The organism is Granulicella sp. S156 (genome assembly GCF_009766105.1).
In the GTDB taxonomy this organism is placed as follows: domain Bacteria; phylum Acidobacteriota; class Terriglobia; order Terriglobales; family Acidobacteriaceae; genus Granulicella.
In genome coordinates this window covers 575,475-602,406 of the sequence record NZ_LMUH01000026.1, presented here as the reverse complement: position 1 = coordinate 602,406, position 26,932 = coordinate 575,475, and the positions used below count along the sequence as shown (strand labels likewise).

Here is a 26,932-nt window from a genome sequence, read left to right as displayed (position 1 = left end):
ATCGCGAAGGAAGACGTGGAGCGCGGCATGGTTCTGGCGAAGCCGGGATCGATCACGCCGCACACGGTGTTCAAGGGCGAGGTGTACGTGTTGAGCAAGGAAGAGGGCGGACGTCATACTCCGTTCTTCAACGGCTACCGTCCCCAGTTCTACTTCCGCACCACGGACGTAACGGGCTCGGCAAAGCTGCCCGAGGGTACAGAGATGGTGATGCCTGGCGATAACATCTCGCTCGAGATCACGCTGCACACCCCGGTGGCCATGGAGAAGGGCCTGCGCTTCGCCATCCGCGAGGGTGGTCGCACTGTAGGCGCCGGTACCATCTCCGAGATCATCAAGTAGCTTCTGTCGCCCGCAGGGAAGCAGATTGCCTGCGGGAATGACAGAAAGAAAAGCAAAAGCGCGGAGGGCTGCCGGTTTAGTGGCGGCCCTCTTCCGCTCTACGGGCTTTTCGTGGATAATAGATGAGGAAGAGCGTGCGCCTGACCGCTCTGATCCCGCACCACAATTTCAGGAATAGGGCAGCAGGGGCCCATAAGCCCTGCGTCGCGGCGTGTCACTTGAATGAGTGATGGCTGCTTGCCAACCGAAGTGGTTGGCCAAACTAGGAGAACTCGAAAATGCGCGAAATTATCACCCTTCAATGCCCGGTCTGCAAGAACCGGAACTACTCCACGACCAAGAACAAGAAGACGACGACCGGTCGCCTTGAGTTCTCCAAGTTTTGCAATACGTGCCGCAAGCACACGGATCATAAGGAAACGAAGTAGGACTGGCCGTCCAGGCGGAGCGCTTTGCGCAATGTTTGGACGGAACAGTCGCGGTGCTCGCCACAAGCGATTGCCGCAATACAGGGGCGTAAGCTCAACGGTTAAACTGTCGGTCTCCAAAACCGAACTTCTCGGTTCGAATCCGAGCGCCCCTGCCATCATCATCCCGGCAATTTGAAGCCGGAGCAGTATCAAACTTTGCACCGCAACGCGATGCACCAAGGTTCAGGGCGAGCACCAATGTCAAAAGCAGCGGTAGTTGAAACGAACGAAACGAACCCCGGTATTCAGCGGATAGCTTCCGGTCCCGAGCGCCTCATCGCCTTTCTCAAGGATGTTCGCCAGGAGATGCACAAGGTTGTCACTCCCACGCGTTCCGAGGTTCAGACGACCACGATCGTCGTGATCGCCACGGTCTTTATCTTTGCCGCGTACTTTGAGTTCGTAGACGTGATCTTCGGCAAGGGTATCGATCAGCTCTTCCTTCACCTCACCAAGCACTAAGCGGTACGGTCAAGACATTTCGCCCGCGGAGGTCTGCGGGTCGCAACACCAGGGAATACCAGGCAATTTATAGATGCGCGAAGAAGGCACAGCAATGGCAGAAGAGTTGAGCACTGGCGAGCAAACCGCCGAGCAAGTCAACCCGGACGAACAGAACGTCGAGCAGAACCTCGAAGCAGCTGCACCTGCGGCCGAGACGGAAGCTGCTGCGCCTGCGGTGAACGAGAACTTCAAGTGGTACATCATCCACGCCTACTCTGGCTTTGAGCGCAAGGTGAAGGAGTCGCTGCAGAGCCGCGTCGCCGCCTACCACCTCGAAGACCGCGTCGGCCGCATCGAGATTCCGACCGAGCCGACGACCGAGCTGCGCAACGGCAAGAAGTACACCATCGACCGTGTCTTCCTTCCCGGCTATGTCTTCGTCGAGATGGCTCTCGACAACGATCTCTGGCATGTGGTGAAGAACACGCCGCGCGTCACTGGATTTTTGCAGACGGGCGACCAGCCCAATGCGCTCTCTGAGGCCGAAGTCAACGCGATGCTGAATCGCTCCGACGTGACCAAGGAGAAGCCCAAGCTCAAGCTCAAGTTTGCCAAGGGCGAGCAGGTACGCATCACCGAAGGCCCGTTCGCGAACTTCAACGGCGCAGTCGACGACGTCAACGAAGACAAGCAGACGCTCAAGGTCATGGTCAGCATCTTCGGACGCCCGACGCCGACCGAGGTTTCCTTCTCGAACGTTGAGAAGTCGGAAGAGTAGTTCACAAGTTTTGCAGTAGAGTTTTGGGAGTCGCAGCCCGGCCGCTTCACCGGACCTTCTAACTCCCCGCAGCACAAAATCATGCGTGGTTACACGCAACATTTAGAAGGATTACGAACATGGCACCGAAGAAAATTACAGGCTACGTCAAGCTCCAGATCACTGCCGGCAAAGCAACTCCGGCTCCCCCAGTCGGCCCCGCGCTTGGTCAGGCGCAGGTCAACATCATGGAGTTCTGCAAGCAGTTCAACGAGCGCACCAGCAAGGACCCCAACGTTACCGGTATGACCGTTCCCGTCGTCATCACCGTGTATGCCGACCGTACGTTCAGCTTCATCACCAAGACGCCTCCGGCGCCGGTGTTGCTGCTCAAGGCTGCGGGCATCGATAAGGGTTCGGGCACGCCCAACAAGGAAAAGAAGGGCAAAGTCACCGAGAAGCAGATTCTCGAGATTGCCAAGGCTAAGATGCCGGACATGAACGCGAATACGGTTGAGGCAGCTGCCAAGACTATCCGCGGCACCGCGCGTTCGATGGGCATCGACGTCGTCGCGTAAGATTTCACCGATCACTCCGCAAGAGGCCACGGGATGAATCCCGTGGCCTCTTGCTTTTGCTGCATTCGAACAGTATTCGAGTATCTGTACCTGCTGCCAGGGCTTGCAGGCTTTCTGTATATTGAGCAATCGCTTGTATGAACCGATGCTCGAGATAAATTCCAAAGAAAGTCGATTGACGAATGAGCAATAACGTTCTTGTACTTGGCAGCTTCGTCGCGGATGTTGCGTTTCGCATGACCCGCCTTCCCGCGTGGGGCGAGACGCTTATGGGAGAGACCTTCGCACTGGGGCCCGGTGGCAAGGGCTCGAACCAGGCCGTTGCTGCTGCACGCGCTCTTGCGGGTTCGAACGTGAAGGTGCAGTTCATGTCGCGAGTCGGCGACGATGCGTTCGGCACGTTGGCGCGGGATACCTGGAAGGCTGCCGGCATCGATGCCTCACTCGTCACCACGTGTACAGCGGCGACTGGAGCCGCGGCTATTCTCATCGACGCCGCGAAGGGCGAGAACGCCATTATCGTTGTACCGGGGGCCTGCTTTACGCTTACGCCTGCCGAGGTCGATGCCGCCGCCGCGGAGATCGGTGCGGCCAGCGTCTTCCTCACACAGCTCGAGCTTCCGCTCGATACAGTCGAGCGCGGATTGCAGATCGCTCGCAACGCCGGGGTGCCCACCATTCTGAATCCAGCGCCTGCACCTGCGACTCCGCTGCCAGCATCTCTGATTGCGCTGGCCGACTATCTCACTCCCAACGAAACCGAGGCTGCGTTGCTCACGGGGATGCCTGTAGAGACCGTCGAGCAGGCTAAGCTGGCGGCTGCGGCGCTGCTAGCGAGCGGAGCGCGTAACGTGATTCTCACGCTCGGCGCACGAGGAGCGTTGGTGGCTACAAGCGATGGCAGGATGACGGTTGTTCCCGCATTCGACGCAGGTCCTGTGCTCGAAACGACGGGCGCAGGGGATGCCTTCTGTGGAGGCTTTGCTACAGCGCTCGCCGAAGGCCAGCCTCTGCTCGATGCCGTACGTTTTGGCTGCGCGACTGCGGGGATCTCGGTGACGCGAGCAGGCACGGCGCCTTCGATGCCGCACAGGCATGAGATCGACAAGTTGCTCACTCGCATCGTTTGATCGATCTCTCTTGAGGTCTTGTTGTCGTTGTTTGTTTTTTCGCCGTCATCCTGAAGCGAAGCTGAAGGCCCCCGCATTGGGGGCCGCACAGACGCAAAGCGCGCCACAAACGCGGTTCTGTCCTGCTTTGCATTTGTGGCAGCACTGATGCGGGGGGCCTTCGCCTACGGCTCAGGATGACGACGGAAAAGCAAAAATGCTTTTGTGCAGGTTCTCAGGCAAAGAGCTGTTGTTGCAACTCGACAACGTGAACAGCCTCAGGAGCTTTGCGGGACGAAGTTTCTGACGCCTCTGCATCCTGTTCCGGCAGTTCTTCGATGGAGCGTTTTCCTAGCCCATGTCTCTCACAGACGCGTTTCACCATCTGCGCAAGTTGACGCCGATAGGGTGCGGCGGCGAAGTCCACTGTCGCAAAGCGGCGATCGTAGTCGGCGGACAGGTGAGGGAAGTGTTCGCGAACGAAGTTCAGATAGGTTGGCCGAGAACACGCTTTCAGAAATAGAGGACCGGCTCCGAGGAAGCTCGCTCCGGCCTCAGCAGCGCGTTTGGCCACGGCATCTACCGAGAGTTCGCCGTCGTTGATTCCTGGCAGCAGGGGAGAGCACAGCACGCCTGTCTTGATACCAGCCTCGCGCAGTTTGCGGACGGCTTCGAAGCGCAGATCGGGCCGTGGCGCACGCGGCTCCAGCATTCTCGCCAGCGCAGCGTCGGTGGTTGTAATGGTCAGGTGAACGGTGAGCGTGTTGCGCTGCGCGATCTCATGGAGCAGATCGACATCGCGTTCGATCAGCGTCGACTTCGTCACGATGCTCAGATGATGGCCCTCACGTTTGGCAAAGACCTCCAGCAGACTCCGCGTGATGCCCATGCGACGTTCGATCGGCTGATAGGGATCCGTCGCTGTTCCCAGGGCGATTGCTTCGTTGGGGTCTACGTGGCGGAGCTCCTGTTCGAGCAGCCACGCGGCGTTCTCCTTCAGATAAATCTCGCGCTCGAATGCCAATGCCCAGGGCTGTTGCGGAACGTCATAGGTTCCGGGCTCAACCTGGGCTACGGGCGAAGGCTGCAGAAACTCATGGGTGTAGCGGGCATAGCAGTACTTGCAGCCGAATTCACAGCCACGGTACGGATTGATCGAGTAACTTATCCAGTCCAGCCGCTTGGAGGTGGATCGGTTCAGGATCGATCGCGCGTGCATGGCTTTGAATTCAATCAGGTGGCCATCGTCGGCGTGCTCGGCCTCGGCCGCCAAGCGGGCCATGCCCACCGGAGCGTGCGGCAGGATAGGAAAAAGTTCGGCGGAGCTCTGGTTCTTTAGTTTCGCCATTTATTCGCCTCTTGAGGACGAGATTATGCTCCCGGAGCGAACTCGTCAAGAGAGAGATTGAGGTCTACCGAACGACGTATGATCCAAAGGGGCAATCGATGACTTCTTGATTGGCTATTGGATTTCCTGGGTGGCTGGCGATGATTTTCCGATTGGCTATCGCGGACCTCTCGGTTGCAGAATTGCAACGCAATCGTCACGCCTCCGCAATAAACCGGGCTTATGGTCTGGAAACGTATGTGCCACAGACTTTCCTAATGGGGTTTTATTGACATGTCTCTTGACCGCCGCGCCTTCCTCCAGCTACTGAGCACAGGAGCTCTTTCCGCAGCTTTTCCGGCAAGCATTGCCCGAGCGCTGGAGATTCCAGCCAATCACAGTACCGGCACGATCAATGATGTAGAGCACATCGTGATCCTGATGCAGGAGAACCGTTCCTTCGATCACTACTTCGGCACACTGCGCGGCGTGCGGGGATATGGCGATCCACGAGCTGTCAGGCTCCCTTCCGGCAAACAGGTATGGTATCAGCCGCATGACACGGGGTATGTGTTGCCGTTCCATCCCGGCGCCCCAAATCTTGGGTTGCAGTTCCTGCAGGATCTGGCGCATGACTGGACGACGACCCATGCAGCCTGGAACGACGGCAATAACGACCAGTGGGTGCCGCAGAAGGGCACCACCACCATGGCGCATCTGAATAGAAGCGATATTCCGTTTCACTACGCCCTGGCCGATGCGTTCACGATCTGCGATGCCTATCACTGCTCGCTGCTGGGGCCGACCGATCCCAACCGCTATTACATGTGGACGGGCTGGGTGGGCAACGATGGCTCGGGCGGCGGTCCGGTCATTGATAATGCCGAGGCCGGGTATGGCTGGTCGACCTTTCCGGAACGCCTGCAACAGGCTGGCGTGTCCTGGAAGATCTATCAGGACGCAGGCCTGGGGTTAACGGCTGCTCAGTCCTGGGGCTATACCGATGACGCTTACATTGGCAACTACGGCGACAACTCGCTGCTCTACTTCCATCAGTATCAGAATGCGGCGGCGGGTAGCCCGCTGGCGAACGGGGCGAAGACGGGCACAGATATCTCGGTGTCGGGCACGTTATTCGATACGTTCAAGAGCGATGTTGTCAGCGGGAAACTGCCGCAGGTCTCGTGGATTGTTGCCCCCGAAGCCTACACGGAGCATCCGAACTGGCCGGCGAACTATGGTGCGTGGTACATCTCACAGATCCTGGATGCCCTGACGGCGAATCCAGAGGTGTGGAGCAAGACGGCCTTCTTCCTGACGTTTGACGAAAATGACGGGTTCTTCGATCACGCTGTGCCGCCGACGGTTCCGGCCACGCAGACGCAGGGTCTCTCGACGATCAGCATCGCCAACGAGGTCTTTGAAGGCAACTCCGAGTATCCTGCTGGCCCCTATGGCATGGGTATGCGCGTTCCGATGACAGTTATCTCTCCCTGGAGCAAAGGCGGCTGGGTCAACTCGGAGTTGTTCGATCACACGTCGATCATCCGCTTCATCGAGCAGCGTTTCGGCGCACAGTATCCCGGTCTGCAGGAGTCGAACATCACGCCGTGGAGGAGAGCGGTTGCCGGCGACCTTACCTCAGTCTTCAACTTCAAGACGCCGAACGATGCCACGGTGCCGTTGCCGAGCACGGTTGCGTATCTTCCGCCAGACGATCAACGCCATCCGGACTACGTGCCCACTCCGCCCACAGAGCAGGCTCTACCGGTGCAAGAGCCGGGGACACGTCCGGCACGCGCGGTTCCGTACGAGGCGAATAGCCACGCTGTGGTGGATTCTGCCAGCGGTTCGGTTGAGCTCTTCTTCGAAAGCGCGAGCCAGTCCGCTGTTGTCTTTCAGGTGCGCTCCGGGAACACCCAGACCGGCCCCTGGACCTACACAGTGGGCGGAGAAAACAAAGTCTCCGATACCTGGCCGATCACGGCAAACGGACAGAGTGCTTACGATCTTTCGGTATACGGCCCGAATGGTTTTGAGCGCAGCTTCAAAGGCAGCGTCTCCGGTAGCGACAAGGCGAACTTCGATATCCGGAGCGGCTTTGACAAGGCTTTCAACGCAATCACGCTGTCTTTCCATAACCACGGAGAGGCCTGCAAGCTGAGCGTTCAGAACGTCTATACCGGGGAGACCCATTCGCAACGCTTTGAGCACGGGCAGAGCCTGACCAAAACCTGGCTGCTGGTCGAAAGCTTTGGCTGGTACGACTTTGTCATTCAGGTCGATACCGACTCCAGCTTCGAGCAGCGCATCGCGGGTCATCTCGAAACCGGGAAGGACAGTGTGACCGATCCAGCAATTGCGGCGGTTGCGAAGAGCTAGTCGAAGCACGCATTTGTCGAACTGCAAACCGGCCTTCAGCGAGATTCGCTGAAGGCCGGTTTTTTCTGGAGCAGAAATACTCTAGGCTTTATATCCCATCCCGGCCAGAACACCGCGCATATACGCAAAGCTTTCGGTGGCGCCGGGTATGGGGTTGTCGGGAAAGATCTCGTACTCAAGATCGACGTTGCCGGGATATTTAATGTCGATGAGCGCCTGGAAGATTCCGCGCACCGGCATAATGCCTTCACCTACTGCGACCTGGCTGTCTTTTGCATCCGCTTGAGCCAGATCTTTCATGTGCACATCGAACAGGCGTGGCCCAACCTTGTGGATAGCCGCGACAACATCTGTTCCTGCTCGCATCGTGTGTCCCACATCGATGCAGCATCCGATGCGAGGGTCCAGGTTTTTCACGGCGTCCAGCACGGTCAGCGGCGAAGGCCACAGTTTGTCTTCCGGGCCATGGTTGTGAATGGCAATCCGGATGTCGTACTCTTTCACGAATTTCTCGAGCCTGGGCAGAGCTGTCGGGGCTGGGTCGCCGGCCACAATGACCTTCACACCGGCTGCTTTCGCGTATTCGAAGTTCTTGCGGAAGGCCTCGTCGGTGTCCTCTCTGAAGTAGACTGCGCCGACGGCCGTCACCGTAATGCCCGCAGCAGCATAGTCGGCAAGCGCTGCCTTTTCCTCGTCAAGAGAGGACATCGGCAGATGGTCTTTGGCGTCCTTGCAGTTCAGCAGCGTCAGCTTCAGGGTTTTCATGGCGGCGATCAGCTGCGCGCGAGTCAATGTGCGGAAGGTGTAGCTCGTAAGTCCGAGCCGGATGGGTGACGGTTTGTCGGGGGCTGCGGTTGGAGCGGCAAGCGCAAAGGCTGCGCCTGTTGGCAGACAGCCGGCAGCGGCGATGGCAGCACCAGAGCGTAGAAACGTACGGCGATTCGAAAGAGAAGGGCTGTTCTTCATGCCGGAAATCCTACGCGAGTTCTTCTGCGGTCGTCTACTGCCCCTTCCATGGTCAAGCGGATGAGTAGGATAGCAAGTCAGAAGCAGGGGAGGCGCGTGGTATTCCTGAACAGGTGCGCTGTATGCGGGACGGAGTCGATCGAGAATGGCAAAAGTAGAGCAGCCGGGTTTTATCCGGCGGCGTGTGGTCGAGCCCATGGTGCAACTGTTGCGCATCGGGATGACTCCGCGGCGGCTGGCATGGTCGATTGCGATCGGCGTCGTCATCGGCATCAACCCACTGCTTGGCTCGACTACGGTGCTCGTGTTGGCGATAGCGTCAGCGTTTCGGCTGAACCTGGTGGCGTCGCAGCTCGGCAACCATCTTGTCTATCCTCTGGAGCTGCTGTTGTTTCCGGTATTTCTGCGGGTGGGAATAGCGTTGTTTCATTCGCCCGGGCTTCCCCTTGAGCGCGAGGCTTTGTTCCGAGCTATTAAACGGCATCCCTGGGATACGACGCGTCTCCTGTGGCGCTGGGAGTGGCATGCGCTTATCGTCTGGCTGGGGTTCGCAATGATCGCCGCTCCACTGCTGCAACTAGCGTTGAGGCCCATTCTGGAGCGTATGCTTGCGAAGCTGCATGACGAGCCGGTGATGGAGAAGTAAGGCTCTCCGTAAATATTACGAAAAGTTATTTCGCGGCGTGTACATTGGCCGGATGAGAAACATCGCGTTAGCGGTATTTGCAGCGATATCCGTAGCGACCTCTGCGCAGACCCTGGAGACACGGACGTATGCAACCTCAGGTCGTCCGACCGAGGCCTTGGGGACGCCGGACGGTCAGTATGTGCTGGTGACCGTCGATGAAGGCCAGGGCCCCTGCGCAATCTTCCGGTATCGAGATATTTCACGACACGGGCAGCAAACTGGAGCACGTGGCGTTTCAACCATTGGGTCCAGTAGGGGCGCAGGGCATTGTTCTGCTGCCGCATACTCGTACTCTGGCTGTGGGGCTATCGGACGCTGGTGTCGCGTTTCTTCCTCTGGACGAAGTCCTGCACGGCAAAGCGAAGGTAAGGGTGGTGCCGCAGGGAGATCGACCGGGTTCGGGATATCTTGCAGCGACTCCCGATGGTCAGTTTCTCTTCGTTGCCAATGAATATGGCGACGGCGGCAACCTTGGAGTCATTGCATTGCATCGGGGCGATGCCGGAGATATTGACCCGGAGCCGTTGGCCCACATCCGAACGCCGAACGCTACGCCGGGTGTTGCGATTTCACCGGATGGCCTGCGGGTCTATGCCGTCGGAGAGGTCGTTCGGCCGGATGTCGCTCAACTGCTGGCAGGGCATGGCGTACCGGAGCTGGAACGGGAAGGTTGCGTTCAAGGCAGGGCTGACCGGGCTATGCCGAATGGCGCGTTGTACGTGATCGACGTAGCAAAGGCGACAGCGCTTACCTCAGCATCGACGCCACAGGAGATTCGCGCGTCCGTTGTCGCTGCGGAGGATGCTGGGTGCTCTCCTGTGCGAGAGTCCGTGTCGCCCGATGGGGCAACCCTGTACGTCACGGCAAGGGGCGACAATCGCGTCCTCGTGTTCGACACGAAAGCACTGGAGACGGATCGCAGCCATGCGTTCCTAAGAGCCATTCCAACGAGCGGCGAGGCTCCAGTCGGCCTCAGGGTTTTCAATGGGGGCAAATCGCTGCTGGTGGCAAACTCAAATCGCTTTTCCGGGGGCTCCGGCAATGCGACGCTCTTTGATTTGTCGGATGGAGCCAAGCCTCTGCTGAAGCAGAAGATCAAGACTGGAGAGTTCCCGCGCAATATTACCGTCTCTCCAGACGGAACGACGCTCTATCTCACGATCTTCAGTTCCAATGAACTGATGGTCCTGCGCGAAAAACAGCCGTGATCCTTCATCGTGCCCGCAGGCTTTCCTTTTGGTACTTTCGCTCGGGTATGCTGGTGAGCGTTGAGGTGAGTTCATGCGGTTTGTATCGAAGCGATGTGTGTTGGCCGGAGTTCTTCTGCTGACGAGTGCAGTCTGCACGCAGGCCCAGACCAGCTCCACGCCGGCGAAGGATGGGGCAACGAATCCCGTCGTCGAACGCGTACTGCGTGAGTGGCCCGAGGGCCGCATCGCAACCGTCAAGCATCCGGGAGAGTGGGGCTATGAGCAGGGTGTGCTGCTTGATGGCATCGCCGCCGAATGGCGCGTGACCGGTGACGGCAGACTCTTCAACTACATAAAGGCCGCCGTCGACCGCTCGGTGGACAAGGACGGCATCATTCACCTCGACGAGGGTGCGTCGTTCCCCTCCGATGCGCATTCGATGGATGACATCGAGATGGGCCGCAGTGCGATCCTGCTGTATCGCGTACTGCAGCAGCCGAAGTACTACCTCGCCGCAAAGTTTCTGCACGACCAGATGCAGCAGCAGCCCAAAAACGCGAGCGGCGGCTACTGGCACAAGCAGATCTATCCCGATCAGATGTGGCTCGACGGCGCCTATATGGCCGAGCCGTTTCTCGCCAGTTACGCTCGTACCTTCGATCGTCCGCTCGAGATGGACGGCGTGGCCGAACAGCTTCTCCTGATGGATGAACACATGCGCGATCGCCAGACCGGGCTTCTGCGCCATGGCTGGGATGAGTCGAAGAAGATGGACTGGGCCAACAAGCAAACCGGGCTTAGTCCCGAGGTGTGGGCGCGGGCGATGGGCTGGTATGCGATGGCACTCGTCGATGTGCTGGATCGCATGCCGGCTAGCGACCCGCAGAGGGCTGCCATCGAAGGCCTTACGCGCCGCGTGCTGACTACTGCCGCACGCTATCAGGACCCTGCGACCGGACTGTGGTGGCAGGTGATGGATAAGGGCGGGGCCAAGGGCAACTATCTGGAAGCTTCGGCGAGCTGCATGTTTGTCTACGCTCTCGCCAAAGGAATACGCATGGACGTTCTGCCGCTGGGCTATGAGGCCAATGTGAAGCGCGGATGGGCAGGCATTCAGTCGCACTTCGTCAAGCCCGATGGAACATTCACGGGGACGGTGAAGGTCGCTGGTCTCGGTGGAAATCCATATCGCAGCGGTACGTACGACTATTACATCGGCGAGCCAGTGGGCGACAACGATGCCAAAGGTGTCGGCGCTTATTTGCTGGCACTTAGCGAGATCACCCAGCGCGAACGTGCTGGGGACCTCTTCAGCAAGGCACGCGGCAAGACCGTCCTGGTGGACGCCTGGTTCAACTCCCAGCAGCGCAAGGTTGCCGATGGGCATATGGAGTTGTTCCACTACAAATTCTTTGACGACGCCAACAGCGGTTACTCGTTCCTGGGCCACATGTTTTCGCAGTACGGCATGCGACTCGAGCTGCTCGACCATGCGCCGCGCGCAGCGGATCTTAAGGGTGTCTCGGTCTACGTCATCCCCTCACCCGATATCCCTCTGCTCAACCCGAATCCGCACTATATGGACAAGGAGAGCGCCGATGCGATCGAAGCCTGGGTCAAGTCCGGTGGTGTGCTCATGCTGATGGAGAACGACAGCGACCACTCGGAGTTCGCGCACTTCAACATCCTCAGTGAGCGCTTCGGTATTCACTACAACGCGGTCGATCGCAACCAAGAGATTGGGAGTGACTATTCCACCACGCTGGTGCAGATACCGGCGGGCACGGGCGGCATCTTCCATGAAAGCTACAAAGCCCTGGAAAAGGAGATCTGCACGATCACTGTCTCCGGGGCGGCGAAGCCGGTGTTGGTCGATAAGGGCGATGTCGTTATGGCGGTGTCGCACACAGGCAAAGGCCTGGTCTATGCCAATACTGATCCATGGGTTTACAACGAGTACACGGACGGACGCAAAAGCCCGCTGGGCGAGCAGAACTTCGCTGCCGGTCAGGAACTGGTGCATTGGATCGTAGGCCAGGCGGTCGCGCGCTAGATCACAATGTATGGGGATGATTGAAAGGACGTCATCACACTAACTGTGAAGCTTCCTTTAGAGCCACTACAGCTTCCTGTGCCTCAACCGCCGCAATCTTTCTATGCTCGATCGCCTCTTTGGAAAACGCGATAGGCGACTCGGCAAACCGAATGGTCGCCTTCAACTCATGCAGCCCGAGGAAGTTCCATATGTGTGCAGGCAGCGACTGTGGCCCCCAATGAACGTCGTTACGCAGCGTCTTGCCTGACGCTACATCCCTCGGCGAAAGCTCATAGCTGATAAACGCCGCGATGATCGGAACATCGGCCTCCAGTGTCTGTGCAATCAGACCGCTGCGAAAGGGAAGTGTGGGCTCATCGCCGACGCCGGTCGTGCCTTCGGGGAAGAACACCACGGGCAGGCCATCGCGAAGGCCTTTGGCCATGCCTTCGGCGGCTTTGGCAGCGCTGCCTCCAAAGCCACGTGCGACGTATACGGTCCCGCTCATCAAGCTCATCCAGCCGAGCAGCGGGGTCGAACGCAGCTCGATCTTCGAGACAAATACGCATGGCCGTGCCGCCGCGTGAAGAACGATGTCGACATACGTCAGATGGTTGGAGATCACCGCGTTCTGCATTGGGACCGGCCCCTCTACATCCAGGCTGATATTCATGGAGCGCGCCAAGCGTGCACAGAAGTGGCTGAGCCAGGCTGCTCGCGTGGCCCTTGTCTTAGGCTGTTTGATCGCGAGTTCTACTGCCCCGTAGCTGAAGTGTGCGATGACTTTGATGGCTCGATAGAGCTTGCGAAGCAGATCCAAGAAGATGTTCCTCGATTATTCCTGCGCAAAGTGTACCGAAACCGCGGCACAAAAAGGGAGACTGCAGACCCATGTGACCCAGGGAGGAAAACTACCATCCTACCCAGTTAGTTGCAGAACATCTCACAGAGGTAGCAGGTTATGGCAGAGTATTCCACTATTCCGGCACAAAAGAACACCGTTCCCTCTCGTATGCCTCTGGAGATATCGCTGCGTCCATCGCTGCCGGCGGTTGTGCTTCTGTTGCTCACCTTTTTGGGGGCTTTTGCGGCGTCTCTCTACAAGCGGATCTGGATCGACGAGCTGCTGGAGTACTACACGGACACGCAACCCGTACGGGCGATCCTGCATACGCAACTCCACCACCCCTTTTCTCTTGAGCCACCTACCTTTCACCTCATCGTGCATGGATTTCAGACCGTTCTGGGGCCGACACTCCAGGCGCAGCGTCTGCCCTCGATGCTATGTTTCCTGCTGGCGCAGTACTGCATCTTCTGCATCGTGCGAGCTTTTGCCGGGGATCGGGCAGCACTTATCGGTCTGTTGCTTCCAACGCTTACCTACGCACGGCACTATGCCGATGAAGGGCGCAGCTATGCACTCCTTATCGCGACGGGGACTTCATCCTTGCTCTGCTGGTATCTGGCAACTCAGCAGACGCCTCTCAGGCGACGAGTCCTCTCTCTGCTAGGGTTGGTCGTTTCGCTGGGCCTTGCGATCACGAGCCATTATTATGGCCTGCTGCTTCTAGGGCCGCTGTATCTGGCGGAGTTGGTTCGCACCTTCGAGCGTCGGCGTCCCGACTGGCCTGTCATCGCCGCTTTACTCTGCGGCGGCGCAACGATTCTGTTGGACGTGCCGTTTTCGCGAGCGGCGCTTACCTTCAAAGCCCACTACTACGCACAGATCCCGACTCCTCAGGTGATCTGGACGACCTACGAATGGCTGCTCGCGATCGTTGGGGCCAATCTTTTTATTGCGATACCGGTGCTGCTTTTGGTCGGCGTGTCTGCCTTCCTCTCTGCGTGGTATGTCATTCGCGCACGTGTCTCTGATTCTCCTGTCTCCGCATGGACCGCCCCCATCGCGCTCACGCTGCTGCCGGTCTTCGCTTTCTTTCTCAGCCGTTTTGCCACGCATGCCTTTGAACCGCGCTATACGCTTCCTGCGCTGGGTGGCCTCTCCATCGTCGTTGCGCTGGCGATCTCTCCGATGCTCACGCGTAAACCCGCTTACTACGCCATACTGGGTCTCGTCTTGTTGGCATCTCTGGGGCTCGCCGTGCGCGAAATCAAACGCTGCCACCGGGAGTATGCAGTCTTTCGCCAGCAGATCCAACTGCCGTCCGCCCTGGTAGATGGAAGGGGGCTGCCCGTCGAAACTATCTACGTCCGTAGCGTTGAATCGTTTCTACTGGCGCACTTCTATCTGCCGCCTGCTACTGCCGATCGCTTTACGCTCCTCTATTCCATGAATCTCGAATACGGTTGGCTTCACCGCGATGCCGCTAGTCACTTCGCTCAGGACATCGGGCAAACTATCCCGCAGTTCCATACGCTTCCGTATGAGCAGTTCCGTGCGCTCTCCGGGCCGCACAGTGTTCTGGTTACGGATGGAAAGTATGTGGAAGTCGATGAGTGGCTCGACAAGCAATTGCAGGCGGATCACTTTCAGCTGCAGACTGAAGGGCCTTTTCTGCTGGGCATGGCATATCGGGCTACGCCAGCGCCTGGTGTTTTGCCGTAGATAGAGGGTGGAAGCTCGGCCAAAGGCCACGGCCCGTTGCGGGGTTTGTGCTGTAGATGGCGAGAATCTGGGGGCTGATTCCTGTCAATCCTTGTTTGGGCGATATTCGCACAATATTGGGTGCCAAGGTGGAGCATCAGATTCAGCCACGATTTGCCACGCTTACTGATGCCATCTCATTTAGATCTGCTGCTGGCACTCGTCATCTCTTGCATCGTGATTGAATTTCCGGCATACTTAGAGGGTTGTCTGTACTCCCGTGCAGACTAGTCGAGACCACGCCCATGCAGAACAAAGCATGTAGGGGTGGGAGACGAGGATTGAATGGCTAAGAAACTTTCCAAGAATTTGACGAAGGCGCGCGCCCTTGTTGAGCCGCGTCCGTACACCATTGGGGATGCGATTCCTCTATTGCAGAAGGCGAAGTACGCGAAGTTCGACGAGACCGTCGACCTGACCCTGCGCCTTGGTGTCGATACCCGCCACGCTGACCAGATGGTCCGCGGAACGGTGATCCTCCCCCACGGTTTGGGTGGCAAGTCCAAGGTTGTCGCGGTTATCGCTTCGGGCGAAAAGGTTCGTGAGGCTGAGGCTGCCGGCGCTGAGTTCTTCGGCGGCGAAGAGCTGGTCGAGAAGATCCAGAAGGAAAACTGGACCGACTTCGATGCCCTCATCGCTACGCCCGACATGATGCGTTCGGTTGGCCGTCTCGGTAAGGTGCTCGGACCTCGTGGTCTGATGCCGAACCCCAAGACCGGCACCGTCACCACCGACGTCGCTGCCGCGATCAAAGAGATCAAGGCCGGTAAGGTTGAGTTCCGCGCCGACAAGACGGCGCTGGTTCATGTGCCTGTTGGCAAGCTTTCGTTCGACCCGCAGAAGCTGCAGGACAACGCCCTGACCGTTATCAATTCGGTCGTCAAGGCGAAGCCCTCAGCGGCCAAGGGTAAGTACATCAAGCGTATCGTGCTCAGCTCTACGATGGGCCCCGGTATTGAGCTTGAGGCTGCTGTGGCTGAGGTTGCGACCAAGGCGTAAGGCTGCTCTATAAAGATTTCCGCGCAGGTGTATTGCGCATAAGACTTGAGCCGGATTTGTAGGGCCGGCAGCGAAGGTTAGGTTCCCCCATGGCGTTGACCAAGGCGAAGAAGAACGAGAAAGTAAAACAGCTGGCGACCGAGCTCGAAAGCTCGACCTCGGCCATTATCGGCACCTTTAAGGGGCTCACGGCGTCGAAGGACTTCGAGCTCCGTAAGATCATCCGCGCAGCGGGTGGCAACTATCATGTTGTCAAGAACAAGCTGGCGGCAAAGTCGGCTGAAGGCACCAAGGTTGAGGCGGCTCTGCAGGGCCTCAAGGGTGTGTCCTCGGTTGCTTATACCTCTGGCGATCCGGTTGCGCTCGCAAAGGCGCTCTCGACCTGGGTAAAGGACAACGCAGAGTTCACCTTTAAGCTCGGCATCGTCGATGGCAAGCTGATCGACATTGCTCAAATCGACTCGCTCGCAAAGCTTCCTGGCAAGGAAGAGCTCTTCTCGAAGCTCCTCTTCCTTATCCAGTCGCCCGCGCAGCGTCTCGCAACGGTTATCAACGCTACTGGCCGCAACCTCGCCGTCGTCGTCAATATGGCCGCGGAGCAGGGCAAGTTCGGCGCACCGGCTGCGGCTCCTGTAGTGGAAGCTGCTCCGGTCGCGGAAGCGCCGGCAGCGGAGGCTCCTGCGGTTGATGAGTCTCCGGTGGCTGAAGTGGCAGCGGCGCATGTCGAGGAGTCTGCGGCTGGCGAGCAGCCTTCGGGTGCGGCAGAGCCGGAGAATGGCACAGCCTCGCAGGCTGGCGAAGCGGCTTCGAGCGAATCGGCCGAAGGCTAAACACAAGTTTTGCTGTGGTATCCAGCGGGTGCGCAGTCTGGGCGCAACGGAAACCCGAAGGGATTGCGGCAGCCCGAGCTAGAACATCAGCCTTGGGAGAAGCAAATCGGCAGTATAAAAATCAAACAAAACGTTTGTTTTGTGAATTTTAGTAGTAAACGGAGAGAATCATGGCGGACATTCAGCAGTTGGAAGATCAGATCGTTAGCCTCAGCCTGCTTGAGGCTTCGGAGTTGGTAAAGAAGCTCGAAGAGCGTCTCGGCGTTTCGGCTGCAGCGGCAGTTGCAGCAGCCCCTGCGGGCGGCGGTGCAGCAGCAGCGGCACCAGTCGAAGAGAAGACCGAGTTCACCGTCATCCTCAAGGATGCCGGCGCGAACAAGATCAACACCATCAAGGCTGTGCGTGAAGTCACCGCCCTTGGCTTGAAGGAAGCCAAGGACCTGGTCGACGGCGCTCCCAAGCCCTTGAAGGAGAATGTCTCGAAGGAAGACGCGGCTGCCATCGCCAAGAAGTTCGAAGGCGTCGCGACTGTCGAGATCAAGTAAAAGTCCTTTGGCCAGAAGCATTTCGGGCTTGCTTCGGCAAGCCCGCGAGCTTCAGCTTGCACTCCGAGGCAGATTGCGGTATCCTCTTCAATGGGGATATCCGCTGCTGCCTCGGTGTGCAGCGTTTTTGCAGGCGGACCTCAAAATTTAGTTCATACGCGTTGTAGCGGTCTTGTAATCCATAGCTATATACCGGTTCATCCTGGCACTGCGAAGCAGGTTATGGAGCCGGCCACCTTACGGTTCGAGCGGCGGATCCGCAGGGTGAAACGTGCGACAAGCGGCAATCTGCTGAGGCTCCGTCCAGATAGGGCGAGGACTCAAAGGGCGGCGACAATCCACAGCAAGTGTACCAATCCAGCACTCAGGAACGCATTCGCGCTCTCCGGGCACACTGCCCCGCAGGGCGTTTTCGCCGTTTTCGGCGCCCGTTAGCCCTCTGGCCCATGCCTGCCCGCTTTAGTTGGCGGCTCGTGGGTCGTTTGTAGCAGCTTTTCGCTTGTGGATTCAAAGGTGAATTCAAAAGCGAGAGCCATCTCAAGTTTCCACCCCGCAGAATGCTTCGCTGGGGTTTTGTACCACGCATTATGCGCTAAAGGAGTGGTCGCTGCGAGGAGCGGCTACACCGGAATAGGCGCACCAAGAGTCCAACTGAGCAGGCGCGCTAAACAGCACGTCTGCTCCCTTCCGAACGGCCGTCACCCCCGTGCTGGCAGCTTCAGAAGGCCTCGAGTCAAGTAACAGGAGAGAGCATGTCGAATTCGAACAACAACGAAATGCGCGCGATCCGCAGCCGTCTCGACTTTTCCAAGATTCCAACCAGCATTCAGATTCCGAATCTCATCGAGGTCCAGCGCCGCAGCTATGAGCGCTTCCTCCAGATGGACAAGCTCCCCCAGGAGCGCGAGGACAACGGCCTCCAGTCTGTCTTTACCTCCGTGTTTCCCATCACCGACTTCCGCAACGTCTCCGAGCTTGAATTTGTCGACTACTCCATCGGCAACTGGGAGTGCAAGTGCGGTTACCTCAAGGGCCTGAACCATCTGCGTACGGCCTGCACCAACTGCGGCCACATGGTCATCACCGACCCCTTCCATCCGGGCGACGTGCTCTGCAAGTTCTGCGGAACCTACAACAAGAACACGCCTGACTTCTGCACCAAGTGCGGCGACCCCGTCGGCTTGCAGCTGAAGTACGATCAGGCCGAGTGCGAAGAGCGCGGCATGACCTACTCAGCTCCGCTGAAGGTCACCATCCGGCTGAAGATCTACGACAAGGACCCTGAGACAGGTGTCAAGAGCCTGCGCGACATGAAGGAGCAGGAAGTCTTCTTCGGAGACATCCCTCTGATGTCGGCGAACGGCACCTTCATCGTCAACGGCACCGAGCGTGTGATCGTCAGCCAGTTGCATCGTTCGCCCGGCGTCTTCTTTGAGACGGCGAACAACCGCACCTACTTCCTGGGCAAGATCATCCCGTACCGCGGCTCGTGGGTTGAGTTCGAGTACGACCAGAAGAACACGCTCTACGTTCGTATCGATCGCAAGCGCAAGTTCCTGGGCACCATCTTCCTGCGCGCTTTAGGACTTCGGACGGACGAGGAGATCCTCAAGACCTTCTACACGGTCGATACGATCAATGTGAAGGAAGGCAAGCTCTCCTGGACCGTTGGTTCGGAAGAGAAGCCGAGCCACCTGGTCGGCACGCGCTCGACCTCGGCCCTCACGGGTGCGGACGGCAAGGAGCTCGTCGGTTCCGGCAAGAAGATCGGCGCATCCGCGCTCAAGCACCTGCGCGCCGCTGGGGTCACCTCAATTGAGGTTGAGACCAGCGAGTTCGACGGCGCCATGATCGCTGCCGATGTCATCGACATGGCTACTGGCGAGCTGCTCTACGAGGCCAACGCCGAGCTTACCGCTGACAAGCTGCACAAGATCCTTCAGTCCGGCGTTGCCACGTTCGAGGTCTTCTTCCCCGAGCGCGACGATGTGGGCAACATCATCTCGAACACTCTTCGCCGCGACTCCGTGCGCAAGCCGGAAGAGGCGTTGATCGAGATTTACCGCAAGCTGCGTCCCGGCGACCCACCGACGCTCGACACCGCGACCGCGCTCTTCGAAGGCATGTTCTTCGATCCGCGCAAGTACGACTTCTCGCGCGTCGGCCGTCTGAAGTTCAACATCAAGCTGTATGAGGACCAGGACCCGAGCGGGCTCGACAAGCGCACGCTCACCCCTGAGGACTTCTACGGCACGATCCGCTACCTCCTCAAGCTGCGCAAGAACATCGGCGTAGTGGACGACATCGATCACCTTGGCAACCGCCGCGTCCGCGCAGTCGGTGAGCTTATGGAGAACCAGTTCCGCATCGGCCTGGTTCGCATGGAGCGCGCGATCAAGGAAAAGATGTCGGTTTACCAGGAGATGTCGACGGCGATGCCGCACGACCTCATCAACGCCAAGCCTGTGATGGCCGCGATCCGCGAGTTCTTCGGTTCGTCACAGCTCTCGCAGTTCATGGATCAGACCAATCCTCTGTCCGAGATCACGCACAAACGCCGCCTGTCGGCCCTTGGGCCTGGTGGTTTGTCTCGTGAGCGCGCTGGCTTCGAAGTCCGCGACGTTCACCCGACTCACTACGGCCGTATCTGCCCGATTGAGACCCCTGAAGGTCCGAACATCGGCCTCATTAGCTCTCTGTCGTGCTTTGCTCGCATCAACGAGTACGGCTTCATTGAGAGCCCGTACCGCCGCGTCAAGGATGGCCGCGTACTCGACTACGTCGCCGTCACCAACGCCGGCGAGTCCGGTCTGCGGCAGGGCGACTTCCTCGAGATCTCCGAGTCGGTCAAGCAGAACAAGGAGCTCAAGAAGAACGGCAAGCGCACGATGGACCTGGAGCCTTTCAGCTTCTATCTGTCGGCGTGGGAAGAGGACCGTCACACGATCGCTCAGGCCAACATCGAACTCGATGCGGAACTGAACATCGTTGAGGACCTCGTCAACGCACGTAAGCAGGGCAACTTCGTCCTGGTGCCGAAGGCTGAGGTCGATTACGTCGACGTCTCGCCGAAGCAGCTCGTGTCGGTGGCCGCCTCGCTCGTTCCGTTCCTCGAGCATGACGATGCGAACCGCGCCCTGATGGGTGCGAACATGCAGCGTCAGTCCGTTCCCCTGCTCGTTGCGGAAGCTCCTTTCGTCGGCACCGGCATGGAAGGCGTTACAGCGCGGGACTCCGGCGCTGTGATCCTGGCCAAGCGTAACGGCATCATTGACTCGGTCGACTCCGAGCGCATCATCGTGCGCGTAGAAGGCGAGCATCACCCCACGCAGCTTTCGCGTGAGGTTGGTTCGGACATCTATCAGCTCACGAAGTTCAAGCGCTCCAACCAGAACACCTGCATCAACCAGAAGCCGATCGTTCGCAAGGGCGACCGCGTTCTCAAGGGTCAGGTGATCGCAGACGGTCCGTGCACGGAGCAGGGCGAGCTTGGTCTCGGTCGCAACGTTCTCGTGGCCTTCATGCCGTGGCGTGGTTACAACTTCGAGGACGCGATCCTCATCTCGGAAAAGCTGGTCCGCGAGGACTACTACACCTCGATCCACATCGAGGAGTTCGAGATCGAAGCCCGCGACACGAAGCTGGGACCGGAAGAGATCACGCGCGATATCCCCAACGTCTCCGAGCACGCTCTGCGTGATCTGGACGAGTCGGGCATCATCCGCATCGGCGCCAAGATCGGCCATAACGACATCCTCGTCGGCAAGGTCACGCCGAAGGGCGAGACTCAGCTCACTCCAGAAGAGAAGCTGCTTCGCGCCATCTTCGGTGAGAAGGCCGGCGACGTTCGCGACGCCTCGCTGACGTGCCCTCCGGGTATCGAAGGCACCGTCGTCGACGTTCGCATCTTCTCGCGCAAGGGGCAGGAAAAGGACCAGCGCGCGTTGCAGATCGAGCAGGAGATGGTCGAGAAGCTGGAGCGTAACCTCGCCGATGAGATTCGTATTCTCACCGACGAGCGCCTCAAGCGTCTCGAAGGCATTCTTGGCAGCAAGGAAGTTCTTGCCGACCTGCACGACGAGCGCACCAACAAGAAGCTGTTGAGCAAGGGCGACATTCTGACCCGCGACATCATCGAGCTGATCTCCACGCGTAACCTCAAGCGTATTCGCTACGCCGACAAGGATCCCCGCGTGAACGAGCAGATCGACGAGATCGAGGAGATGACCTCGCGCCAGATCGACGTCCTGCGCAAGATCACCAACGAGAAGATCAGCAAGATGCAGAAGGGCGATGAACTCTCGCCCGGTGTCATCAAGATGGTCAAGGTCTATGTCGCGATGAAGCGCAAGCTTTCGGTCGGTGACAAGATGGCCGGACGCCACGGCAACAAGGGTGTTATCGCACGTATCCTCCCTGAGGAAGACATGCCGTACCTCCCCGATGGAACGCCTGTGGAGATCGTCCTGAACCCGCTCGGTGTGCCTTCGCGTATGAACGTCGGTCAGATTCTCGAGACGCACCTCGGATGGGCTGCACACGAGCTCGGCGCAAAGGTCGCCGCACTCGCTGCACAGCACCAGAAGGCCGGTGAGGTTCGCGAGATCTTCAAGGAAGCGTTCAAGGACACCGCGGCGCTCAACCAGCTTCTCAACCTCGACGACGAGCAGACCATGCGCGTTGCCGCCGGTATGAAGCGCGGTATCTGGTTCGGCACGGCAGTGTTCGACGGTGCGAAGGAAAGCGAGATCAAGGCGCTGCTCGCAGCGGCTGGTCTCCCCAGCTCCGGCAAGAGCCCGATGTTCGACGGCATGACAGGCGACGAGTTTGAACAGCCCGTTACGGTCGGCTACATCTACATGCTCAAGCTGTCGCACCTTGTCGACGACAAGATCCACGCTCGCTCGATCGGACCGTACTCCCTCATCACACAGCAGCCGCTGGGTGGTAAGGCACAGTTCGGCGGACAGCGCTTCGGTGAGATGGAGGTCTGGGCGCTCGAAGCCTATGGCGCCGCCTACATCCTGCAGGAGCTGCTCACCGCGAAGTCCGATGACGTCTATGGCCGTACCAAGATCTACGAGGCCATCGTCAAGGGTGAAGCGGCGATCGAACCGGGCGTGCCCGAGTCGTTCAACGTCCTCATCCGCGAGCTGCAGTCGCTCTGCCTCGATGTCGAGCTGGTCAAGAAGACCACCGATGACACCGAGATCATAGCGCTGCCGGAACTCGCAGTGGCCGACTAACAATTCGCCTTTGGCTGTCAGCTCCGAGCTTGTGTAACGGCAGGAGCTGGCAGCAACGGCGCAAGTACTAAGTGATGAGCGCGGAACACGGCACTCATCGCGAAAGCAATAGCAGCAGAAACAGCAGCGAAGCTCGCAACACAAGCTCTCGGCAAAGAAGAGAGTGAAGCACAAAGTTGGCATCGAGCTAAGTACTGCACACGGAGAGAGAAAAATTATGTTCCGCTCCAGCCCTTTTGAACTAACCGGACCCATCACCGACTTCGACTCCATCAAGATCCAGCTCGCCAGCCCCGAGAAGATCCGCTCGTGGTCGCATGGTGAAGTCACCAAGCCTGAAACCATCAACTACCGCACGTTCAAGCCTGAGCGTGACGGCCTGTTCTGCGCGCGCATCTTTGGACCGATCACCGACTGGGAGTGCCTCTGCGGCAAGTACAAGCGCATGAAGCACCGCGGCGTGATCTGCGACAAGTGCGGCGTTGAAGTCACACTGTCGAAGGTTCGCCGTGAGCGCCTCGGTCACATCGAGCTCGCCAGCCCTTGCTCGCACGTCTGGTTCTTCAAGGGCCTGCCTTCGCGCATTGGGCATCTGCTCGACATCAGCCTCCGTGAGCTCGAAGCAGTGTTGTACTTCGAGTCCTACGTAGTCGTCGATCCAGGCGACGCGCCCGTCAAGGAGCGCGAGGTTATCAAGGACGAGAACCGCTTCCGCGAGCTCGACCAGCAGTACCGCCCCTCCGGCTTCAAGGCCATGATGGGCGCAGAGGCCATCAAGGAACTGCTCAAGCGCGTCGAGATCACCGAACTCGCGATCGAACTGCGCGAGCGCATGAAGACCGAGACCTCGCTGCAGAAGAAGCTCAAGTACGCCAAGCGTCTCAAGGTCGTTGAGGCCTTCCGCCGCTCGGACAACAAGCCCCAGTGGATGATCCTCGACGTGATCCCCGTGATCCCGCCTGAGCTGCGCCCCCTGGTGCCGCTGGACGGTGGCCGCTTCGCGACCTCGGATCTCAACGATCTGTATCGCCGCGTGATCAACCGTAACAACCGCCTCAAGAAGCTCATGGACCTCCATGCTCCTGAGGTCATCGTGCGCAACGAAAAGCGCATGCTGCAGGAGGCTGTCGACGCTCTGTTTGATAACGGCCGCCGTGGCCGCGTGCTGCGTGGTGCGAACAACCGTCCTCTGAAGTCGCTCTCCGATACCCTCAAGGGCAAGCAGGGCCGCTTCCGTCAGAACCTGCTCGGCAAGCGCGTCGACTACTCGGGCCGGTCGGTCATCGTTGTTGGTCCCGAACTCAAGCTGCACCAGTGCGGCCTGCCCAAGAAGATGGCGCTCGAGCTCTTCAAGCCGTTCATCTATCACCGTCTCGAACAGACCGGCCACTGCACCACCATCAAGCAGGCCAAGGAGATGGTTGAGCAGCAGGACCCGATCGTCTGGGACATCCTCGAAGAGGTCATCAAGGATCACCCGGTCCTTTTGAACCGCGCGCCGACGCTCCATCGTCTGGGTATCCAGGCGTTTGAGCCCGTGCTCGTCGAAGGCAAGGCGATCAAGATCCATCCGCTCGTCTGCACCGCCTTCAACGCCGACTTCGATGGCGATCAGATGGCCGTTCACATCCCGCTCTCGCCCGAAGCTCAGATTGAAGCTTCGGTCCTGATGCTGGCATCGCACAACATCCTCTCGCCCGCCAGTGGTCAGCCGATCACCGTGCCGACGCAGGATCTCGTCCTCGGTCTGTACTACCTGACCAAGGCCAAGGTCGGCGCTAAGGGTGAAGGCCGCGTGTTCGCCAACATCGAAGAAGTGCTGATGGCCCTCGAAGCCAAGCAGGTGGAGACGCTGACGCCCATCCGTCTGCGCTACACCGGCCCCGTGCTCGACATGACCACTGCCTACGACGATCAGGACCTCACGCACACCGAGCCGGTTGAGTTCGCCAAGCAGTTTATCAACACCACTGTCGGCCGCGCCATCCTGAACGACCGTCTGCCGGAGGGCATGCCCTACGTCAACGGCCTGCTCAAGAAGAAGGGCATCGGCCAGCTCATCAACTACCTGTACCTGAACCTCGGTCTTGAGGTAACGGTGCACGCTCTGGATCGCATCAAGGAACTGGGCTTCCACTACGCGACCAAGTCCGGCCTCTCGGTCGGGTTGGACGACATGGTTATCCCGGACTCGAAGTACACCATCGTGCATGAGGCCGAAAGAACCGTCATCGCGATGCAGCAGCAGTACCTCGACGGCTCGATCACCAACCTGGAGCGGTCTAATAAAGTCACCCAGATGTGGTCTGGCGTCACCGAGCGTGTTGCGGACGACATGTTCAACAACATGAAGCGTGCGGACAAGGAAGGAGCCATGAACCCGATCTACATCATGGCCGACTCCGGTGCTCGTGGTTCGAAGCAGCAGATTCGTCAGCTGTCTGGTATGCGCGGACTGATGGCCAAGCCCTCGGGCGAAATCATCGAGACCCCCATCACGGCGAACTTCCGTGAAGGCCTCACCGTGCTGCAGTACTTCATCTCGACGCACGGCGCTCGTAAGGGCCTCGCCGATACCGCGCTCAAGACGGCCGACTCTGGCTATCTGACTCGCCGTCTCGTCGACGTCGCGCAGGATGTCATCATCTCCGAGCTCGACTGCGGTACGGTCGAAGGCATCTACGTGATGCCGATCATCGAAGCCGGTGAGACCATCGAGCCTTTGCGTGACCGTATCATCGGCCGCGTCTCGCTCGAGCGCCTCAAGGACTTCGAGGGTAAGACCATCGTTGAAATCAACGAGGAGATCGACGAAGACAAGGCCTCTGCGGTTCAGGCAGCGGGTATCGAGCGCGTCAAGATTCGCTCGGTTCTTACCTGCGAGTCCAAGCGCGGTTGCTGCATCCTGTGCTACGGCCGTAACCTCGGTTCGGGCAAGATGGTTGAGATGGGCGAAGCTGTCGGTGTCATCGCGGCGCAGTCCATCGGTGAGCCTGGAACTCAGCTCACCATGCGTACCTTCCACATCGGCGGAACAGCGTCGCGTGTGCAGGATGCTTCGCATCTCGAAGCCAAGAACGCCGGTAAGGTCCACTTCATCAACCTGGTCACCGTTCGTTCGAAGGAAGGCGGGCTGGTAGCGTTCAATCGTAACGGCGCCATCGCCATCATCGACGAGAAGGGCCGCGAGAAGGAGCGTTACGCGATCGTCTACGGCGCCAAGCTGAAGGTCGAAGACGGAACGCAGGTCAAGCTCGGCGATGTCATCGGCGAGTGGGACCCGTACACCTTCTCCATCCTCACGGAGATCGCCGGCACGGTCCAGTTCAAGGACCTGCAGGAAGGTGTCACGCTCAACGAAGAGATCGACGAAGTCACCGGCCTTTCGCGCCTGGTGGTCGCCGACTCCTCCGATGAGAAGCGCCAGCCGGCCATCATCATCAAGTCCGCCAAGGGCAACAAGCGTTACCTGATGCCCAGCCGTGCTCACTTGATGCTGCAGGATGGCGACGAAGTCACCCCTGGTGACATCCTCGCGAAGATCCCGCGTGAAACCACTCGTACGAAGGACATCACGGGCGGTCTGCCGCGCGTGGTCGAACTCTTCGAGGCCCGCAAGCCCCGCGATCCGGCGATCATCTCCAAGATCGACGGCGTGGTTCGCTTCGGCGATGTCGCGAAGGGTCAGCGTAAGGTCTACGTCACGGCGGACAACGGTCAGGAAGAGGAGTACAGCGTTCCTCGCGGTGTCTACGTCAACGTGCAGGAAGGTGAACGCCTGCGCGCCGGCGATGCTCTGATCGACGGCCCCCGCAACCCGCATGACATCCTTGAGGTGTTGGGCGAGCGCGAGCTGCAGCAGTATCTCGTCAATGAGATCCAGGAAGTCTATCGTCTGCAGGGCGTGTCCATCTCGGACAAGCACATCGAGACGATCGTCCGCCAGATGCTGCGTTGGGTCAAGATCGAAGAGGTTGGCGACAGCAACTTCCTTCTCGAACAGCAGATCGATCGCTTCCGCTTCAACGCCGAGAACCAGCGCGTGCTCATGGAGGGTGGCCGTCCGGCCATCGGCCGTCCGCTGCTGCTGGGTATCACGAAGGCGTCGCTCTCGACCGACAGCTTCATTTCGGCGGCGAGCTTCCAGGAGACCACCCGCGTCCTCACCGAAGCCAGCATCAACGGTTCGGTAGACACGCTGCGCGGCCTCAAGGAGAACGTCATCGTCGGCCGCTTGATCCCCGCCGGTACGGGTATGGAGTACTACCGCAATGTTCAGCTCTCTCCGGAGCTGGAAGAAGCGGCAGCCCAGGTCCAGCAGGAAGTCACTGCGGCGATCGAAGCCGAAGAGCGCGAGCTCGAACAGATGCGCATGGAAGGCGAACAGGAAGAGCTGGCCGCCGAATAGGACTACGCGTC

18 protein-coding genes, 1 tRNA gene and 1 pseudogene are annotated in these 26,932 nt (G+C 59.0%); 17 read left to right on the top strand and 3 right to left on the bottom strand.

Annotation, left to right across the window (positions count from 1 at the left end):
• The 7 genes and pseudogenes from tuf to rbsK all read left to right on the top strand — a co-directional run.
• Positions 1-342, top strand: a pseudogene (gene tuf / locus GSQ91_RS26010) (elongation factor Tu); the annotation flags it as partial.
• Positions 343-620: 278 nt separating this feature from the next.
• Positions 621-770 carry a 50S ribosomal protein L33 gene (gene rpmG, locus GSQ91_RS23885; protein WP_158824247.1) on the top strand — a complete coding sequence of 50 codons (150 nt, stop codon included), beginning with the start codon at positions 621-623 and terminating at the stop codon, positions 768-770.
• Positions 771-852: 82 nt separating this feature from the next.
• Positions 853-928: transfer RNA gene (locus GSQ91_RS23880), tRNA-Trp, on the top strand.
• Positions 929-1,010: 82 nt separating this feature from the next.
• Complete coding sequence (secE, locus tag GSQ91_RS23875) at positions 1,011-1,274, top strand: preprotein translocase subunit SecE (RefSeq protein WP_158824246.1); 264 nt, start codon at positions 1,011-1,013, stop codon at positions 1,272-1,274.
• A 94-nt stretch (positions 1,275-1,368) separates the two neighbouring features.
• Positions 1,369-2,034 carry a transcription termination/antitermination protein NusG gene (gene nusG / locus GSQ91_RS23870; RefSeq protein ID WP_158824245.1) on the top strand — a complete coding sequence of 222 codons (666 nt, stop codon included), beginning with the start codon at positions 1,369-1,371 and terminating at the stop codon, positions 2,032-2,034.
• 119 nt (positions 2,035-2,153) lie between these two features.
• Positions 2,154-2,591, top strand: coding sequence for a 50S ribosomal protein L11 (gene rplK, locus GSQ91_RS23865; RefSeq protein WP_158824244.1), 438 nt, complete (start codon positions 2,154-2,156; stop codon positions 2,589-2,591).
• Between the two features lie 182 nt (positions 2,592-2,773).
• A complete protein-coding gene (gene rbsK, locus GSQ91_RS23860) occupies positions 2,774-3,721 on the top strand; it encodes a ribokinase (protein WP_158824243.1) in 948 nt (315 codons plus the stop codon).
• 214 nt (positions 3,722-3,935) lie between these two features.
• Here the strand turns inward: rbsK and GSQ91_RS23855 are convergent, their stop codons facing one another.
• Positions 3,936-5,048, bottom strand: coding sequence for a radical SAM protein (locus tag GSQ91_RS23855; protein WP_158824242.1), 1,113 nt, complete (start codon positions 5,046-5,048; stop codon positions 3,936-3,938).
• A 273-nt stretch (positions 5,049-5,321) separates the two neighbouring features.
• On the opposite strand from GSQ91_RS23855, the gene GSQ91_RS23850 reads away from it, so the two are divergent.
• Complete coding sequence (locus GSQ91_RS23850) at positions 5,322-7,409, top strand: phosphocholine-specific phospholipase C (protein ID WP_158824241.1); 2,088 nt, start codon at positions 5,322-5,324, stop codon at positions 7,407-7,409.
• Between the two features lie 81 nt (positions 7,410-7,490).
• Here the strand turns inward: GSQ91_RS23850 and GSQ91_RS23845 are convergent, their stop codons facing one another.
• Positions 7,491-8,375: a sugar phosphate isomerase/epimerase gene (locus GSQ91_RS23845; RefSeq protein WP_158824240.1), complete on the bottom strand. Its 885-nt coding sequence runs from the start codon at positions 8,373-8,375 to the stop codon at positions 7,491-7,493.
• Positions 8,376-8,520: 145 nt separating this feature from the next.
• Here GSQ91_RS23845 and GSQ91_RS23840 point away from each other — a divergent pair, with 145 nt between their 5' ends.
• From GSQ91_RS23840 to GSQ91_RS23830, 3 genes are all read left to right on the top strand, one after another.
• Positions 8,521-9,021 (top strand): DUF2062 domain-containing protein, encoded by a 501-nt coding sequence (locus GSQ91_RS23840; protein WP_158824239.1) that lies wholly within the window; start codon positions 8,521-8,523, stop codon positions 9,019-9,021.
• Positions 9,022-9,218: 197 nt separating this feature from the next.
• Positions 9,219-10,271, top strand: coding sequence for a YncE family protein (locus GSQ91_RS23835; protein ID WP_158824238.1), 1,053 nt, complete (start codon positions 9,219-9,221; stop codon positions 10,269-10,271).
• 73 nt (positions 10,272-10,344) lie between these two features.
• Entirely contained in the window at positions 10,345-12,306 is a 1,962-nt protein-coding gene (locus GSQ91_RS23830; protein ID WP_158824237.1) for a glycoside hydrolase family 88 protein, read from the top strand.
• Positions 12,307-12,340: 34 nt separating this feature from the next.
• Here the strand turns inward: GSQ91_RS23830 and GSQ91_RS23825 are convergent, their stop codons facing one another.
• Positions 12,341-13,108 carry a 1-acyl-sn-glycerol-3-phosphate acyltransferase gene (locus GSQ91_RS23825; protein WP_158824236.1) on the bottom strand — a complete coding sequence of 256 codons (768 nt, stop codon included), beginning with the start codon at positions 13,106-13,108 and terminating at the stop codon, positions 12,341-12,343.
• A gap of 141 nt (positions 13,109-13,249) precedes the next feature.
• Between GSQ91_RS23825 and GSQ91_RS23820 the strand changes: the two genes are divergently transcribed.
• The 6 genes from GSQ91_RS23820 to rpoC all read left to right on the top strand — a co-directional run bounded on the left by GSQ91_RS23820 (position 13,250) and on the right by rpoC (position 26,921).
• Positions 13,250-14,854: a glycosyltransferase family 39 protein gene (locus GSQ91_RS23820; protein WP_158824235.1), complete on the top strand. Its 1,605-nt coding sequence runs from the start codon at positions 13,250-13,252 to the stop codon at positions 14,852-14,854.
• Between the two features lie 324 nt (positions 14,855-15,178).
• On the top strand, positions 15,179-15,892 hold the full coding sequence (gene rplA / locus GSQ91_RS23815; RefSeq protein WP_158824234.1) for a 50S ribosomal protein L1: 714 nt from the start codon (positions 15,179-15,181) through the stop codon (positions 15,890-15,892).
• An 89-nt stretch (positions 15,893-15,981) separates the two neighbouring features.
• Positions 15,982-16,722, top strand: coding sequence for a 50S ribosomal protein L10 (rplJ, locus tag GSQ91_RS23810; RefSeq protein ID WP_158824233.1), 741 nt, complete (start codon positions 15,982-15,984; stop codon positions 16,720-16,722).
• Positions 16,723-16,892: 170 nt separating this feature from the next.
• Positions 16,893-17,267, top strand: coding sequence for a 50S ribosomal protein L7/L12 (rplL, locus tag GSQ91_RS23805; RefSeq protein ID WP_158824232.1), 375 nt, complete (start codon positions 16,893-16,895; stop codon positions 17,265-17,267).
• A 752-nt stretch (positions 17,268-18,019) separates the two neighbouring features.
• Positions 18,020-22,513 (top strand): DNA-directed RNA polymerase subunit beta, encoded by a 4,494-nt coding sequence (gene rpoB / locus GSQ91_RS23800; RefSeq protein WP_158824231.1) that lies wholly within the window; start codon positions 18,020-18,022, stop codon positions 22,511-22,513.
• Positions 22,514-22,730: 217 nt separating this feature from the next.
• Positions 22,731-26,921 carry a DNA-directed RNA polymerase subunit beta' gene (rpoC, locus tag GSQ91_RS23795; RefSeq protein ID WP_158824230.1) on the top strand — a complete coding sequence of 1,397 codons (4,191 nt, stop codon included), beginning with the start codon at positions 22,731-22,733 and terminating at the stop codon, positions 26,919-26,921.
• The last annotated feature ends 11 nt before the right edge of the window (positions 26,922-26,932 follow it).

Coding starts and splice junctions, on each gene's coding strand:
- GSQ91_RS23845 (WP_158824240.1), bottom strand. CDS start 8,375: ATGAAGAACAGCCCTTCTCTTTCGAATCGCCGTACGTTTCTACGCTCT.
- secE (WP_158824246.1), top strand. CDS start 1,011: ATGTCAAAAGCAGCGGTAGTTGAAACGAACGAAACGAACCCCGGTATT.
- rplK (WP_158824244.1), top strand. CDS start 2,154: ATGGCACCGAAGAAAATTACAGGCTACGTCAAGCTCCAGATCACTGCC.
- rplA (WP_158824234.1), top strand. CDS start 15,179: ATGGCTAAGAAACTTTCCAAGAATTTGACGAAGGCGCGCGCCCTTGTT.
- rpmG (WP_158824247.1), top strand. CDS start 621: ATGCGCGAAATTATCACCCTTCAATGCCCGGTCTGCAAGAACCGGAAC.
- rbsK (WP_158824243.1), top strand. CDS start 2,774: ATGAGCAATAACGTTCTTGTACTTGGCAGCTTCGTCGCGGATGTTGCG.
- GSQ91_RS23855 (WP_158824242.1), bottom strand. CDS start 5,048: ATGGCGAAACTAAAGAACCAGAGCTCCGCCGAACTTTTTCCTATCCTG.
- GSQ91_RS23840 (WP_158824239.1), top strand. CDS start 8,521: ATGGCAAAAGTAGAGCAGCCGGGTTTTATCCGGCGGCGTGTGGTCGAG.
- GSQ91_RS23835 (WP_158824238.1), top strand. CDS start 9,219: ATGAAGGCCAGGGCCCCTGCGCAATCTTCCGGTATCGAGATATTTCAC.
- GSQ91_RS23830 (WP_158824237.1), top strand. CDS start 10,345: ATGCGGTTTGTATCGAAGCGATGTGTGTTGGCCGGAGTTCTTCTGCTG.
- GSQ91_RS23850 (WP_158824241.1), top strand. CDS start 5,322: ATGTCTCTTGACCGCCGCGCCTTCCTCCAGCTACTGAGCACAGGAGCT.
- rplL (WP_158824232.1), top strand. CDS start 16,893: ATGGCGGACATTCAGCAGTTGGAAGATCAGATCGTTAGCCTCAGCCTG.
- rpoC (WP_158824230.1), top strand. CDS start 22,731: ATGTTCCGCTCCAGCCCTTTTGAACTAACCGGACCCATCACCGACTTC.
- rpoB (WP_158824231.1), top strand. CDS start 18,020: ATGTCGAATTCGAACAACAACGAAATGCGCGCGATCCGCAGCCGTCTC.
- nusG (WP_158824245.1), top strand. CDS start 1,369: ATGGCAGAAGAGTTGAGCACTGGCGAGCAAACCGCCGAGCAAGTCAAC.
- rplJ (WP_158824233.1), top strand. CDS start 15,982: ATGGCGTTGACCAAGGCGAAGAAGAACGAGAAAGTAAAACAGCTGGCG.
- GSQ91_RS23820 (WP_158824235.1), top strand. CDS start 13,250: ATGGCAGAGTATTCCACTATTCCGGCACAAAAGAACACCGTTCCCTCT.